The sequence below is a fragment of the Pseudalkalibacillus hwajinpoensis genome (assembly GCF_039851965.1).
Classification (GTDB): domain Bacteria; phylum Bacillota; class Bacilli; order Bacillales; family Guptibacillaceae; genus Guptibacillus; species Guptibacillus hwajinpoensis_E.
This window is the reverse complement of sequence record NZ_CP156674.1, coordinates 338,925-355,134: the sequence shown is the minus strand read 5'-3', so window position 1 is coordinate 355,134 and position 16,210 is coordinate 338,925. Positions and strand designations below refer to the sequence as shown.

At 42.7% G+C, this 16,210-nt stretch carries 12 protein-coding genes; 9 read left to right on the top strand and 3 right to left on the bottom strand.

Going from position 1 to position 16,210, the window contains the following annotated elements; genetic code table 11:
* Nucleotides 1–67 precede the first annotated feature (67 nt).
* A complete protein-coding gene (locus ABFG93_RS01745; protein ID WP_347552722.1) occupies nt 68–835 on the top strand; it encodes an SDR family NAD(P)-dependent oxidoreductase in 768 nt (255 codons plus the stop codon).
* Nucleotides 836–906: 71 nt separating this feature from the next.
* Here the strand turns inward: ABFG93_RS01745 and ABFG93_RS01740 are convergent, their stop codons facing one another.
* Nucleotides 907–1,458 (bottom strand): hypothetical protein, encoded by a 552-nt coding sequence (locus tag ABFG93_RS01740; RefSeq protein ID WP_347550260.1) that lies wholly within the window; start codon nt 1,456–1,458, stop codon nt 907–909.
* Between the two features lie 193 nt (nt 1,459–1,651).
* Here ABFG93_RS01740 and dat point away from each other — a divergent pair, with 193 nt between their 5' ends.
* The 4 genes from dat to ABFG93_RS01720 all read left to right on the top strand — a co-directional run bounded on the left by dat (nt 1,652) and on the right by ABFG93_RS01720 (nt 8,720).
* Nucleotides 1,652–2,485, top strand: a complete 834-nt coding sequence (dat, locus tag ABFG93_RS01735; protein WP_347550259.1) for a D-amino-acid transaminase — start codon at nt 1,652–1,654, stop codon at nt 2,483–2,485.
* 197 nt (nt 2,486–2,682) lie between these two features.
* The gene (locus tag ABFG93_RS01730; RefSeq protein WP_347550258.1) at nt 2,683–4,173 is read left to right on the top strand and encodes a DEAD/DEAH box helicase; all 1,491 of its coding nucleotides are present in this window, start codon (nt 2,683–2,685) and stop codon (nt 4,171–4,173) included.
* Nucleotides 4,174–4,289: 116 nt separating this feature from the next.
* Entirely contained in the window at nt 4,290–7,904 is a 3,615-nt protein-coding gene (locus ABFG93_RS01725) for a dynamin family protein (protein ID WP_347550257.1), read from the top strand.
* 3 nt (nt 7,905–7,907) lie between these two features.
* Entirely contained in the window at nt 7,908–8,720 is an 813-nt protein-coding gene (locus ABFG93_RS01720) for a sulfurtransferase (RefSeq protein ID WP_347550256.1), read from the top strand.
* Nucleotides 8,721–8,778: 58 nt separating this feature from the next.
* Here the strand turns inward: ABFG93_RS01720 and ABFG93_RS01715 are convergent, their stop codons facing one another.
* The gene (locus ABFG93_RS01715; RefSeq protein WP_347550255.1) at nt 8,779–9,936 is read right to left on the bottom strand and encodes an aminotransferase A; all 1,158 of its coding nucleotides are present in this window, start codon (nt 9,934–9,936) and stop codon (nt 8,779–8,781) included.
* Between the two features lie 721 nt (nt 9,937–10,657).
* Nucleotides 10,658–12,103: a PucR family transcriptional regulator gene (locus ABFG93_RS01710; RefSeq protein WP_347550254.1), complete on the bottom strand. Its 1,446-nt coding sequence runs from the start codon at nt 12,101–12,103 to the stop codon at nt 10,658–10,660.
* Nucleotides 12,104–12,235: 132 nt separating this feature from the next.
* Between ABFG93_RS01710 and ABFG93_RS01705 the strand changes: the two genes are divergently transcribed.
* The 4 genes from ABFG93_RS01705 to ABFG93_RS01690 are packed head-to-tail and all read left to right on the top strand — an operon-like array spanning nt 12,236 to nt 16,196.
* Complete coding sequence (locus ABFG93_RS01705; RefSeq protein WP_347550253.1) at nt 12,236–13,606, top strand: aspartate aminotransferase family protein; 1,371 nt, start codon at nt 12,236–12,238, stop codon at nt 13,604–13,606.
* 15 nt (nt 13,607–13,621) lie between these two features.
* On the top strand, nt 13,622–14,317 hold the full coding sequence (locus tag ABFG93_RS01700; protein WP_347550252.1) for a CoA transferase subunit A: 696 nt from the start codon (nt 13,622–13,624) through the stop codon (nt 14,315–14,317).
* A complete protein-coding gene (locus ABFG93_RS01695) occupies nt 14,287–14,949 on the top strand; it encodes a 3-oxoacid CoA-transferase subunit B (RefSeq protein WP_347550251.1) in 663 nt (220 codons plus the stop codon). The genes ABFG93_RS01700 and ABFG93_RS01695 overlap by 31 nt, the downstream gene beginning before the upstream one ends.
* A complete protein-coding gene (locus ABFG93_RS01690; protein WP_347550250.1) occupies nt 14,946–16,196 on the top strand; it encodes a peptidase in 1,251 nt (416 codons plus the stop codon). Before ABFG93_RS01695 ends, ABFG93_RS01690 begins: the two co-directional genes overlap by 4 nt.
* Nucleotides 16,197–16,210 lie beyond the last annotated feature (14 nt).

The following is a 16,210-nucleotide window of genomic DNA, read 5'->3' as shown; positions in this document are numbered from 1 at the left end:
ATTATGTAAACATAAGCCGAAGTAGGAATTTGATAGCACTTTCCAGAATAAATGGATTGGTAGACCTATAATAGAGGAGTGGAATCAATTTGTCTTATTTGCCATCGTAACGGGAGCCGGAAAAGGAATAGGCAGGGCACTCGCTATCGGCGCGGCTGAAGCTTCAGCAGATGTAGCAATCCTCGCAAGAACACTTGAGGATATTCAAGAAACAGCTGCGCTCGTTCGCGATCATGGAAGAAAAGCTTATCCGTTGCAAGTGAATATTACAAACCATGAAGAGATTACTGAGGCAGTGACGCGGATTAAGCAAGAAGCTGGACAAATAGATGTACTGATTAACAACGCAGGAATGAACATCCGCTCAAAAGCTGAGGATGTAACGGAAGAGGAATGGACGAAAATCTTTCAAACGAACCTGCAGGGTGCTTTTTTTATGTCCCAATCCTGCGCTAAAGTAATGAAAGAAAGTGGTGGAGGAAAAATCATTAATATCGCCTCTGTCGCTGGACAAGTCGCACTTCGAACTGGTGTTGTCTATGCAGCTACAAAAGCCGGGATGATTCAAATGACCAAAAATCTGGCGCTTGAGTGGGCAGTAGATCATATTTCAGTTAATGCGATCGGGCCATGGTACTTTAGAACCCCACTGACAGACAAATTATTACAGAATGAAGAGTATCTTCAGGACATCCTCGCAAGAACCCCAATGAAGCGCGTTGGAGAGCTGAAGGATCTTGTAGGGGCAGCAGTCTTCCTTTCATCAGAGGCATCAGACTACATGACTGGTCAGACGTTATTCGTAGATGGTGGTATGACCATTTATGGATTTTAAGCTATAAAAGCGATAACAATCTCGTTCAATCATAAAACAAACCCGTTACGCCATGTAACGGGTTTATTCAATCAATCTACAACATCTGCAGAAAAGCTTGGTGCACTAAGACCGGCGTCCTCATAAACAGATGCCATTTTTTCTTCAAAAGCTGTAAACTGTTCTGTTGACTCTTCATAAGCTGCTTCAGGCTCGTCCGAGAGATTAGCTGCTCTTGTTTCATATGATTTTGCAAGATCTTCTAATGCTGTTTCGATATCACTCTTGTAAGTATCAAGTTCAGCAGGTACTTCTACTGCACGAACTTCTTCAGCTACTGAATTTGCTGCAGCTTCAGCGTCTGATTTTAATGTAGCTAGTTCTTCATCAGAGGGTTTTTCTTCTGCGACTTTAGCAGCTTCAAAAGCATAGATCGCTGCATCATTTTTGTTAATGGTATTAATTAATTCCAGCTGAAAGTCAAGAAGTGAGCTTTTTACATCTGTTTCACTAGATCCAGTTTCGCTTGCTTCTTCAGTACCGTCGCTATTAGTAGCAGTGTTCTCACTGTTACCGCCATTATTACTACAGGCAGCTGTGAAAACAAGAACGAATAGCATCACTAGAGGCAATAGTTTTTTCATTCATAACCCTCCTAATTTTTTGAAAATGGTCCTTCGAATACAAATTTTAGTGTAATATTATAGGTTTGTAAATATCTATATAGAGATTTGGAAGAGAATGTAATAAGTGAAATTATTCAGACTATATTACGTGAGGCAAGTGAACAAAATGTGTTAAAGTGAAAGAGGATAAAGTGTGATGGGAGTGGAGCAAGTGATAATCGTTAATAATCAAATGATATCAAAAGAACAGGCGCAAATTGATATCGAAGACAGAGGCTACCAGTTCGGAGACGGTGTATATGAAGTTGTCCGCATTTATAATGGCGTCTTTTATGAACTGGATGCTCACTTTAAACGACTAGAACGAAGTGCCAGCGAAATTAAAATCAAGCTGCCTTTTCAACTTAAAGAATTAAAAACGAGAGTAGAAAAGCTAGTCACGTTAAATAATGTACATAGTGGTCATCTTTATTTACAGGTAACACGTGGTGCTGCACCGAGGAATCATCCCTTTCCTGTAAAGGCTGAACCCGTTCTTGTTGCCTATACGAAAGAGTACGACCATGAACCATCACGATTACCCGGTCGTGCAATGTTTACCGAAGATATTCGCTGGTTACGCTGTGATATAAAGAGTCTTAATTTACTTGGGAATGTATTAGCAAAGCAGGAATCTCAGGAAAGAGGTTTTGATGAAGCGATTTTTCATCGCGGAGACATTGTGACCGAAGGAAGTTCGACGAATGTGTTTATGATTAAGAACCGCATTGTCTATACTCATCCCGCTAACCAATTGATTCTAGATGGCATTACAAGGAGAAAGATTCTTTCGCTTGCGAATGATCTTGGTTTACAGGTAAAGGAAGAAGCGTTTACAAAAGATGAGCTACTTTCAAGTGATGAAGCTTTTATCTCAAGTACGACACAAGAAGTAAGACCGATCATTGAAGTAAATGGACACACAATTGGATCTGGAAAAGAAGGTGATGTAACGGCTGCCATTCACGCAGAATTTGTGAAAAGTTTACCTGTATCTGTGAATTGAAGGGAAAACTTTAGACCGACAGTTGAATTTTTAAGATAATAGTGGTATTGTTAAATATGGCTATATGTGAATGAAGAGTTGCTTGTTCTGAGCATTTTCCACTATTTAGGAAAATGCTTTTTTTGGACATTAACAGGAGAAAGTTCTCCCGTCTATAGCATTTAAAGCATTTAAAAGTATAAAGGAGTTTTTAAAAGTTGAAAAAATTTCAAGATCTAGGTTTAAGTAACACACTGATTGAAGCAGTTAATCAAATGGGCTTCGAAGAAACAACACCAATTCAAGCAGGTACGATTCCGATGGCCCTTGAAGGTAAAGATGTAATCGGTCAGGCACAAACAGGGACAGGGAAAACAGCAGCATTTGGTATCCCGATGATTGAAAAAATAGATACTTCCCTTTCACACGTACAGGGCATCATTCTTGCACCTACACGTGAGCTTGCTGTTCAGGTAGCGGAAGAATTAAACCGCATTGGACAAGCAAAAGGCGTTCGCGCTCTTCCGATCTATGGTGGTCAGAGTATCGTTCACCAAATTAAAGCACTTAAGAAAAGACCTCAGCTAGTTGTTGCTACGCCGGGACGTCTAATTGACCATATGGAACGTAAAACAATCCGTCTTTCAGAAGTTTCATTTGTTGTTCTTGATGAAGCGGACGAAATGCTTAACATGGGCTTCATTGAAGACATCGAGAAAATTCTTAAAGGGGTTCCAAATGAGCGTCAAACGCTTCTATTCTCAGCGACTATGCCAAAGCGTATTGCCCTTCTTGCTGAGAAGTTCATGTCTAACCCTGAAACAGTAAGAACGAAATCAAAAGAAATGACTGTTCCTTCTATTGAACAGCATTATTATGAAGTTCGTGATTCTAAGAAATTCGATATTCTTTGTCGTCTTCTTGATACTCAGTCTCCTGAGCTTGCGATTGTCTTTGCAAGAACGAAGAAACGCGTTGATGAAGTATCTGAAGGACTTAAGAAGCGCGGTTACATGGCCGAAGGAATTCACGGTGACCTTCCACAAGGCAAGCGTGATCAGGTTATTAAACAGTTTAAAGATAGCACGATCGACATCATGGTAGCAACAGATGTTGCAGCTCGTGGTCTTGATATTAGTGGTGTGACACACGTTTATAACTTTGATATTCCTCAAGATCCTGAGAGCTATGTGCACAGAATCGGAAGAACAGGACGTGCTGGTAAATCAGGTCTTGCTTCTACATTCATCACACCTCGTGAGTATGATCACTTGAAAGTGATTGAGAAAATCACGAAGAAAGCCATGCAGAAGCGTACTATACCAAGTTTTGCAGAAGCAATGGAAGGTCAGCAACAGATGGCAATTCAACAGCTTCAAAGCACGATCGAAGAACAGGACCACTCGGTTTACCGTTCATCAGCTGAACAACTGCTTGATGACCACGATTCAATTACGCTTCTTTCAGCAGCTCTTAAGCTGTTAACGAAAGAGCCTGATACTACACCTGTTAAGATTACTGAAATTGCTCCACTACGTGCGAAAAAAGCACAAAACCGTGGCGGTGGCGGTGCCCGCGGAGGTCGAAGCCGCAGTAATGATCGTGGAGGCCGTAGTAAAGGTGGAAGCGGTGGAGGTTACCGTGGAGATCGCAGTAGCGGTGGAAGTGGTAACAAGCGTCGTAAATTTAATGACAAAGGCAACAAATAATACAAATGGAAAGCTGGGGATTCTTCCCGGCTTTTTTTTTGTGGTCAAGACTGGGAAAAATCGACTGAAAGCGTTATTCTAAGAGAGACACTATTTACGAAAGGTAGCGGAATAATATGAGGCATGGTCATCAGACAGTATCGAAAGTAGACGTTCTGGTTGAACGTCTTGCGCTTATCGAAAAGCAATTACAGCCAAACGAAGCAACGAAAATCATGCAACTCATTCAAAAGCTAATGAGCGGGGAGCAGCACTTTTTATTTTCAGGACATTTTTCCGCCGGTAAATCCTCGTTAATTAATGCTTTGTTTGAAACAAACCTGTTGCCTTCAAGCCCGATACCGGCAAGTGCGAATACAGTAAGAGTTCGTTCCGGAGAGCCAGGTGCAACGGTTCATTTTGTAAACGGAAAGAAAATGGTATTCGAAGCCCCTTATGATATTGAAACAGTGAAGAGGTATTGTCTCGATGGGGACGAAGTGGAGCGGGTAGAATTATCGTCACCGTCAAAACTTGAGAAAGATGTTATTTTAATCGATACGCCTGGCATTGATTCCACGGATGAGGCGCACCGCCTTTCAACCGAGTCATCGATGTATTTAGCAGATGTCGTCTTTTACGTGATGGACTACAATCATGTTCAATCCGAAGTGAATTACCAATTTATTCGAGAACTTCACCGTCAAAACAAAAAAATCATTTTAATTGTGAATCAAATCGATAAGCATAAAGAGTCAGAAATTACCTTTAACAAGTTTCAACAGACTGTTGCTGAGTCGTTTGAATCCTGGGGCATGACCCTTGAGTCCTTCTTTTTTATATCGCTAAGAGATCAGGACCATCCTCATAACCAGTTTCATCAGTTAAAAGCGTATATTGAAGGGCTGGCTAAAAAGACAGGTAAGGAGAAAGTGAAGCGAATCTATAATGCTGCAGTCGAGCTACTCGGAGACATAACAACAGTTCAAGCAGAGAATCCCGACGTGAATGACGCATATCAATCATTGCGTAACAAGGTAGCATTCTCAAGCGAGCGCTACCAACTGATTGAGGATGAATTTCAATCGGAAGCCGCTAAGATCATGAAAAGTGCCATCTTAATGCCGTATGACGTTCGTGAAGCAGGGCGCGCTTATCTCGAATCACTTCAGCCTGAGTTTAAAGTAGGCATTGTTTTTCGTGAAAAGAAAACCGAGCAGGAGCGAATGCAACGCTACGAAGCATTTGCGAGTGGTTTGCAGGAGCAGGTTAAATCGCAATTAGAATGGCATTTTAAGCAGCTGCTGTCAGGACTAGTGGAGACGGCGCAGCTGAAAACGAAGGTCCAAGAGATCACAGATCGGGACTTTTCAGTCGATTATTCCGTTATAGAAGAAGAGGCGAATAAAGGGAATGGTGCAACAGGTGAAGCGGTCCTGCACTATACGGATAACCTCGCAAATCGCCTTAAGATTCAGATCAAGCAGCAGGCAGAGCGTGCAAAGGATGAGTTGATCGAAGAAGTGAAAGTAGATCACGGGAAGGTCATATCCGGTGCAAACAACGAGTTCAAAGAAACACTGGGTGATGGAGCTGCAAGTGCCTTTCTAAAACAAGTGGAAAAGGGTAATCGAGAATTTGACAAGCTATGGTCGATAATGAACGGTGAGCATGACAATGAGGCCACACAGGCCGCTATGGAGCTTAAACAGGCATTATTACAGGAAAAGGAAGAAGTGATTGTTGTTGAAGCTTCTCAGAAGATACCGGATAGGGCATACGCTCATCTGGAGAATAAGGAAGAAGCATCTGAAGAAGTTCGGTCAAAACTACCTGATCCAAAACGGACAGCGTTTGCGCTAAGAGAAGCTGCAGAAGAGCTGAAGGGTCTCCCTGGATTTGATAATACGCGGGAGATGCTCATGAAAAGAGCGGAGAAATTAACAAATAAGTCATATACCGTTGCCCTTTTTGGTGCATTTAGTGCTGGTAAATCGTCTTTTGCGAATGCGCTCATAGGTGAAAGTGTACTGCCTTCTTCACCAAATCCGACAACGGCTACGCTAAACCGAATCTGCCCGGTTACCGATCGCCATACACATAAAACCGCGACGATTTTTTACAAAACAGAAGACGAGCTTCTTGAAGATCTTCAGCATTCCTTATCTTATTTTGGGGAGAATACTTTTTCAATAGAAGACAGTCTGAGAATCATAACGAACGGGAAACTATTCCTGAGAGAGTCGGCTGACACGAAGCCTCATGCTTTATTTCTAAGGGCCGTCCTAGAAGGAAAGAAAGAACTCGATTATCTTGGTAAGGAAAAGGAAGTAACCATGGACGAATACAGTGACATGGTTGTAAATGAAGCAAAAGCCTGCTTTATATCGTCGATTTCGCTTTATTATGATTGTCCGTTAACAAAGGAAGGCATTACGCTAGTTGATACACCTGGGGCTGATTCCATTAATGCACGGCACACGGGTGTTGCATTTCAGTATATGAAAAGCGCGGATGCTATTCTCTATGTAACGTATTACAATCATGCTTTCTCAAAAGCGGATCGAGAATTTTTGATTCAGCTTGGTCGGGTGAAAGATGTGTTTGAAATGGACAAGATGTTTTTCTTATTGAATGCGGCTGATCTTGCTGAGAATGGGGGTGAAATACAGCTTGTTCTCGACCACGTTGCGAATCAGCTACAGCAGTACGGCATCCGTCAGCCTTCGCTTTATCCTGTTTCAAGCCTAGCTGGTATGCTTGATTCGAAAGATAATTTAGAAGAAGGTGAGCAACGCTTTTTAAGCAACTTACCTGAAAGGTTAAAGAGAAAAGGCGGCATAACAGTGTTTGAAACACGTTTTTACCAATTTATTCGATCTGATCTTTCAAAAATGGCGGTTGAATCAAATCTTAGTGAACTAGAACGCGTTCAGAAATTACTTCAACAGTGGCTTGTGAATTTTGAAATGAATACGACTGAGAAAAATGAAAAACTGTCATCAATAAAAAGACGTTCGGAAGAGTTGAAAGACGAAATCACAGCGTATTCTTTCGAATCATCGATTAAAGCTGTTCAGCAGGAAGTGATAGAACTTGTTCACTATATTCCTCAGCGCCTGTTTTATCGCTTTAATGATTTCTTTAAAGAAGCTTTCAATCCATCTGTTATATCAGGACGTGAAGGGCTGATGCAGGCTTCTCATACCCTCTTAGAAGACATCGGGCAGGACTTAATTCAAGAGTTGAGGGCAGCATCCTTGCGAATGGATCGGTTTATTAAGGAAGAGTTGAAGAAAAGTGAGCGAGAAATACAGCTAGTCATCATCCAAAGACTTCCTGAGTTCCGTTCTTCAGCGGAGAACGATTACGAAATGGATACACCTCTATTTTCGCAGTCGATTTCCTCATGGCTTTCACTTGATCTCATTCAAAAGCAATCGCGCAGTCTGTTTAAAACACCTAAACAGTTTTTTGAACAGGAAGGGAGAAGCCAATTACACGATGAGCTTAAGCGTTTGTTTGAACAACCAGTAAAAGATTACCTGAATGCTGAGCAACAGGTACTAAGCGATAGTGCACTTCATTTCTTTGATCAAATGATCGCTGATTTAAAAGCACAGTTTACAGATCAAGTGCAAGCTCACGCTGTATCGCAGTCACGCATGCTGACGAGTGATGTAAATAAAAAACAGTTAGAAGAAAAGCGACAGGCGTTTGTGCAAATTCAATCTGAACTAGTGGGGGAGTAACCAATGAAAAATCTCGTATCAGTGAAATGGCTTTCAGAGCATTTATATGATGATCAATTGGTAATAGTGGACTGTCAGTTTGTATTAGGTGATGCTGAAGTTGGGTATCAAACCTATCTTGAAGGACATATTCCTGGAGCTGTGTATGCGGACTTAGAAAAAGATCTTTCAAGTGAACCAGGCGAGCATGGCGGAAGGCATCCATTACCTGATCAGGAACAACTGCAAGATCTTATTGAACGACTTGGGATTGATCCGGATTCGAAAGTGATAGCTTATGATTCTCAGTATGGTGCAATGGCCTCAAGGTTATGGTGGCTGCTTGGTTTTGCGGGTCATAAACAACGAGCGGTTCTAGATGGTGGGCTTGAAGCCTGGAGAGGGGAGGGGTTGAAACTTGAAACGAAAGTCCCGACTCCTAATAAAACGCACTATCCAATCAGTCTAGATAAATCGATGATTGTGTCCGTGAATGATGTGAAGAAGGCTCAGGCTGAGGGGCGAACGATTATTGATTCCCGCGCACCTGAACGATACGCTGGAGATGTTGAACCAATCGATGCGAAGCCAGGACATATCCCGGAGGCAGTGAATTATTTCTGGAAAAACAACCTCACTGAAGATCAAAAATGGAAAGACCCAGGCGAGAGAGTAGGGGTGGATAGCGGCGAGGAACCCATTGTTTACTGTGGATCCGGAGTTACAGCATGCGTGAACTTGCTTGCATTTCAGGAAGCTGGTGTTCATGCGAAGCTTTATCCCGGCAGTTATAGTGATTGGATTTCGTACAACGAAAATGAAGTGAAATCAAAATAAAAAAGCCAGCCTGGACATCTCTGTCCTGGCTGGCTTTTTTATTTGGTGGACTAACTTATCATCGAATTGTATCAAGGAATCGTTCGAATCGATCCATACCTTCTTTTAATATGTCGAGATTATACGCAAAGGAAATTCGGACATAACCTTCACCATAATCCGAGAAAGCACTCCCAGGAACGACCGCAAGATTGCCTTCTTTTGCGAGCTTCATAGCAAACTCAAAGGATGTAAACCCGAACTGCTTGATGGATGGAAGAATGTAGAAAGAACCATCTGGTTTCACCGGGGAAAGCCCCATTTCTACCAGACGATCATAGACATAATTCATGCGAACGAGATATTCTTTTCTCATTTCGATAGGATCTTCCAGTCCACTTTCGAGCGCTTCAAGTGCCGCGTATTGTGAAATAGAGGAGGCGCAGGAAACGTTGTATTGATGAACTTTAAGCATGTGCTTGCAGATGTTCACAGGAGCGAAAAGAAACCCAATCCTCCAGCCGGTCATCGCATGGGATTTTGAGAGGCCGTTAATGACGATGGTTTTTTCGCGCATACCTTTAAATTGGGCAATGGAAGTGTGTGTGCCAGAGAAATTAAGCTCAGAGTAAATTTCGTCTGAAAGCAGAAAAACGTCTTTGTTCTTTAGAAGATCAGCAATATCAGCAAGATCCTCCTCAGACATCGCAACACCGGTCGGGTTGGAAGGGGAGGGGAGAATAATGCATTTTGTTCGTTCCGTAAGCGCATTTTCAATCAAAGAGCGCGTCATCTTAAATTCGGTATTTGTGGTATCAACATGGATAGGTGTTGCCCCGCAAAGCTTGATGATCGGTTCATATCCGGGATAGACAGGTCCAGGTAATATCACTTCAGATCCTTCCGTTAGGATTGTCCGAAGTGAGACATCAATTGCCTGGCTGGCACCTGCCGTTGTTATGACTTCACTTTCAGGTGAATAGGATAGTCCATATCTCGTCTTTAGAAAATGTGTAGCTGCTTTTCGTAACGGAAGTAATCCGGCATTGTGTGTGTATGTTGTGCGGTTCTGGTCGATCGCTATCTTAGCGGCATTTTTAATATGCGCAGGTGTTTCAAAATCAGGTTGGCCAATGGTGAGTGATATCATATTCTCGTAATCTGCCACCATATTAAAAAACGTGCGAATACCGGAAATTTCAATTGATTTAATCCGAGGGTTTAATAAGTGTTCCATAGGTGTGTCTTCCTTTCCGACTCCGTTATCATAAACATCATTGTAGCATAATTTTATCGTTATCGTCGAAAATGAATTTCTGTGTGGATTTAATCAAATAAGAAGGAAAAGACAACTTGTTGATAACTTACTTAAGTACTGGTATCATTGGGATTCTGAGACTTATCAACAGGAGTTTTCGTATACCCATATAGGGTATATTTTTTATTTGAGGGGGTATCAGTGTGGGTATATGGTTACCCACAAAATTCTGTGGATAACCAATATTCAGATAGTTTGTGATTCAATTTCATAGGAGGTCAGCCTATGTTAACGAAACAAAAACAAACGGTTATGCACAGCTATCCGGGGGTTAGTCGCACTCCTGACTGCCTAGCATGACGAAGAGCATTAATGGCTGCTGGATGTCATTTTTACATTTCTTACGTCTGCTGAGCTTGCCGGGGACATCCAGGCTGCTGGAACGATTAGTGGATAGCAATCCTCCGATAGAGCTCGGATTAGAAATATTTCAGGCCCGTGCGATTAGTGCACCGATTTAAAGAAAACCTATGTCGCATACGCATGCAAAATGACCGACCGTAACACATATCGCGATCATGATGGTTTGAAGCTAACATCGTGACATTCTATCGTGATCGATCATCTACTATTGTGGATACATAAAAAAATAGAAGACCTCCTTTTGTTGCGGGTGGCCTTCTATTTTTTGATAGTGTCGTTATTTCGATAGAATATGGTCTGTTACATAGGCGAGCAAAGCGAATTGGAGATGAATGCGCTGATCATAGGAATAAATATCAATCCCGGTTAGTTTTTCTAGTTGCTTGATGCGGTAGTTCAATGTATGTCGGTGAATAAATAATTTTTCAGCGGTGCGATTGATGACCAGGTTATTTTCTAAAAAGGTTTCGAGTGTCTTCATTAACTGCGACTGATGTTTTTCGTCATAGGTAACGATAGGCATCAGCAGGGGCTTGTAGTAAGCAGCTAACTCCTCGTCATTCTCTTTTAAGCGTATAAAAATCTGGTAAGCTCCTAGCTCGTCATAATGAAGGAGGGGAGTGTTCCGATACTTTGCGAATAAGTGAGCGATGGTTGCTTCCTTAAAAGCGTCTTCTAATTTGCGAATGCCATGAACATTGGAGCTGATTCCAGCATTTATTCCTCCGGCAGTCGAAATAGGACAACCTGCCCCGATGACAAGCATCACAACGTGATCCATTTTCTTTTTAATAATACCTTTTATTCGATTAAGAATGAGCAGCTGCTGACAATCTTGTTCTAATAAATCCAGGTTGTGTGAAGATAAAATGAAAACTTGATTTACCCCACTGAAGTCAAATCCCATCTCTTTACTTTTTTTCAACATGTAGGCTTCATCTTCATAAGAATGAGAAAGAAGTGTATCAAGGAAATCTGTTTCAATTTGAGTGCGGGTGTCTTTTATTATCTGTAGTTTTAGAAACTCGATCGCAAAAATCGTCGTAGCCTGTTTTAATGCAAGATGGTCAAGTGAGCTTAGTTCTGTTTGTTTCTGAATGAAAATTTCTCCGATCTGTTCATTCAGGCCGAGGATCGGATACCGTGCATCGATAAGCGACGTTCGATTAGCAAGTAATGTGCTGGCAACTAGTTCGTTCCTGCTGTTATATAAAGAGACATTGGCATGAAGTAATTTCGAGAGGGATTCTGTTATGGCTGAAAATCCTGCATTCTTTAGTACAAGTGAAGTGAGATCTTCTTGAATGCGCTGGGCATATGCTAACAGAGAAAGCTGTTTGTTAACTAGCTGTTCAAGAATGCTTCTCGTCACCATGGAAAAATTCATTGTTCTAGGAATTTCAAGAAGCGGCAGTCCGATCCTGTTAGCAGCTTCAACAATCTCGATAGGAATTACATCAAGATAAAAGCCTGTATGAATTGCGAGCGCAGATAATTGCCGATTCGCAAGTGCTTCGATTAAATTCGTATATGTTTCAGATTTTTCATTCCATCCGTAAGCTGTGGTAATTAAGAATTCACCTTCATGAAGACGCGACACATCCTCCATCACTTCCACAATTGTCAGCCATTTGATATCACGGTCAATTCCCTTTTTTCCTGCAATTAGTTTAATTTCTCTCATTTCTTTAAGTTGTAATGCTTCACGTACCGTTAGTCCCATAGACGTCCCCCCGTATTCTCTTATCCAAATCGTACAACAAAGTCGGAATTTTTTGTAGATAATGTGGAATAGATTTTTACTTCTTTTCATCATAGGCTGAATCTAAACACCAGAGAGAGTTGAGGTGACAAAATGGTAAACAAAACCCATTTAATTAAACCAATGCTTGGTACGGAATATGCAGTGATTTCGCACGGGAAAGGAATCTATTTATATGATGAGGACGGGAACGTATTCCTTGATGGTTCGTCAGGTGCCGTAACGGCAAACATCGGTCATGGCGTACAAGACATTACAGAAGCTATGGTAAAACAGGCTGCTCAGGTGTCATTTGTTTACAGATCGCAGTTCACTAGCCAGCCCGCTGAGGAACTTGCAAGACGGTTGTGTAATTTGGCACCTGGTGACCTTGACTGGGTATTTTTTGTTAACAGCGGATCTGAAGCGATGGAAACAGCATTAAAAATAGCGATTCAGTACTGGCAGGAACTGGGCAGACCTGCGAAGAACAGAGTCATATCGAGGTGGATGAGCTATCATGGTATTACGATGGGCGCCCTCTCTATGTCAGGACACGTGATCCGTCGCAGCCGTTTTACAGCGATGCTTGAGCACTATCCAGCCCTTTCCCCGCCATATTGTTATCGCTGCACTTTTGAAGAGCATTGCCCGAACTGTTCCGCACAGTACGCTCTTGAATTTGAACGAGAGGTTCAAAGACTTGGTGCAGAAACAATCGCTGCTTTTGTATGTGAACCAGTCATTGGAGCAGCTGGAGGAGCGGTCGTCCCTCCAAAACACTATTTTAAAGCGATGAAAGAAGTGTGCGATCGATACAATATCTTATTTATTGCTGATGAAGTGATGACTGGGATCGGCAGGACCGGGAAAATGTATGCACTGGAGCACTGGGGGATTGAACCCGATCTATTAGCACTTGGAAAAGGAATGAGCGCAGGCTACACACCAATGGCCGCTACGCTTGTATCTGATCGTATTATTCAAACAATCGAACGTGGCTCCAAAGTTGTGTTAAGTGGACATACGTTTAGTGCAAATCCACTATCAGCCGCTGTATGTCTTTCAGTGCTTAACTATATTGAGCAACATAAAGTCGTTAAGAATGCTGAGACAAGCGGGGAAGTGCTTCTTAAAGGGTTAAAACAGTTGAAGGCCTTGTACCCGATTATTGGGGATGTTAGGGGAATTGGGTTATTAACTGGAATTGAACTCGTCCGGGATAATCTGACCAAGGAGCCATTTCCGCTCCAGTATGAGGTTGCGAATCGACTGATCCGAAAATGCTATGAAGCTGGACTGCTTGTATACACGGCTGCAGGTGGGCTAAATGGGGTTGCTGGTGATGCGATTATGATTGCCCCGCCACTTGTCATTCAAGAGGATGAAGTTCAACTGCTTCTCGATAAGCTGAACCGGGGGCTCGCAAGTCTTGTTTCTGAACTTGAGGGAGAAGGCTTATATGAAAGAAGATCGATTAGTTAAGAAAGGGAGGCGTCTATGGCTATCAATAAAATTAGATCAGTAGCTGATTTAGATATTCTTAAGAGTGGGATGACAATTATGTGCGGAGGTTTTGGAGGGGTAGGATCTCCGCCAACGCTTATTGATTGGATTCTCGAATCCGGCATTGATAACATAACGCTCATTTGTAATGATGCAGGGTTCCCCTGGATCGGTCCAGGAAAACTCGTCACAGAGAAGCGAGTTTCAAAGCTGATTGCTTCTCATATCGGATCAAATCCAGAAGCGGGAAAGCAAATGCACAATGGTGAACTTGACGTCCACTTCTATCCACAGGGCACACTTGCAGAGAAAATTCGTGCAGGCGGCATGGGACTCGGTGGCATCCTTGTCGATGTAGGACTCGGGACATCGATTGAAGAAGGTAAAGAAAAGACGATCGTGAAGGGTAAAGAATATATGATCGAACCTGCGTTAACGGGGGATCTTGCCATTGTTTCATGTAAAAAAGCTGATCATTACGGAAACCTCATCTATGATCAAAGTGCACGAAATACCAACACTCTCATGGCTTCTGCTGGAGATGTTACAGTAGCTGAAGCCGTTGAGGTTGTGGAAACAGGTATTTTAAATCCTGAAGAAATCATTACGCAGGGCGTTTTCGTCGATCATGTGATTCAGAGTAAAGGGGTGAATTGGAAATGGGTATGGGAGTTGAAACGAGAAGGTTAATAGCTAGAAGGGCAGCAGAAGAAGTGAAGCAAGGTATGATGGTCAACCTTGGGATTGGCATACCGACTCTCGTAGCCGATTATCTTCCTGCTTCACTCGACGTTATGTTGCACACAGAAAACGGTATTCTCGGAATGGGTGGCAGTCCGGAACAGGGAAGAGAAGACGGCAATCTCTCCAATGCGGGTGGTTACCCGGTTACCCTAACGAGCGGAGCGTCGTTTTTTGATAGTGCAGAGGCATTTGGAATGGTGCGAAGGGGGCACCTTGACATCACGATCCTCGGAGCGCTAGAAGTAAGCGGGCGAGGGGATATCGCCAACTGGATCGTCCCGGGTAAGCGGGTTCCTGGAATGGGAGGTGCGATTGACCTTGCTCAAAAGGCAAAGAAAGTGATTGTATTGATGAGTCATACGACAAAAGAAGGTTCGCCAAAAATACTTAAAGAATGTTCTTTGCCCCTAACGGTCAGAGAGGGAGCACATATGATTATTACGGAACGAGCGGTCATGAAAATTGATAATGGAAAACTTATATTAGTAGAAGTCATGCCGGGCTATAAAGTAGAGGATGTAATCAAATCAACAGAAGCTGTTATCAATGTGGATCAGGTAAGGAGGCATACGTCTTGAAAGATAAAGTGAAGGATTGGATGAAAGCAAACGAGAAGTATGGAGTCGAGCTCCTTCAGAAATTAATTCAATGTGACAGCGTTCAGGGAAATGAACTAAAAGTGCAGAAACTTGTTGAAGGAGAGCTTCAGCAGTTAAATCTGACAGTTGATCGATTCGTTCCAGGAGAAGAAACGATATCACACCCAGCTTTTTGCGCGAATCGTACTGACTTTAAAGAAAGTCCAAATATTGTAGGGGTGCTAAAAGGAAGTGGCGGTGGCCGCTCACTCATCTTAAACGGTCACGTTGACATTGTACCGCCTGGAAATAAGGAAGATTGGAAGGCTAACCCTTACAGTGGTGAGGTTAAGGATGGACGCGTCTATGGTAGGGGCGCGACTGATATGAAGGGTGGAAACACCTCCATGCTTCTTGCGCTTAAATGCCTGAAGGAACTGGGGATAACTCTAAAAGGTGACATTATCTTTGAAAGCGTTGTAGAGGAAGAAAGCGGTGGAACAGGAACGCTAGCAGCGATTACAAGAGGATACCGTGCAGATGCGGCGCTCATTCCTGAACCAACAAAAATGAAGGTTTTTCCTAAACAGCAGGGTTCGATGTGGTTTCGATTGAAGATAACGGGACGCTCGGCTCACGGGGGTACGCGTTATGAAGGCGTGTCTGCCCTCGAAAAAAGCGTTTCCGTAATTCAGGCGATTCAAAGTTTGGAAAAAGAAAGAAATGAACAAATAACAGACCCGTTATATCAAAATATCCCAATCCCTGTTCCGATCAATATAGGGAAGATAACAGGGGGCGATTGGCCATCATCAGTTCCTGACCAGATCGTGATTGAGGGAAGAATGGGTGTCATTCCCGGGGAGGCGATGGAAGAAGCTAAGCTTGAGATGAAGCGTGCACTGGAATCCATTGAAGACCCGTGGCTACAAGAGAATCCTGTTAGTCTTGAATGGTTTGGAGCAAGGTGGCTTCCTGGAGAAGTGGAAGAAAACCATCCGCTTATGATGATCATAGGAGATCATTTTGAAAGAATAACTGGTAAGGATGTCACCATCGAAGCCTCCCCATGGGGAACAGATGGTGGGCTTCTTACGGAAGAAGGAGATACGCCTTCAATCGTGTTTGGACCTGGTGAAACCGCTGTGGCTCACTTTGCAAATGAATATATTGAGATTGACCAGATGATGTTAGCATCTGAACTGTTTGTTCATATTATCATTGACTGGTGTGGCAAGGCGAATTGAAGAGCGGGCAACCG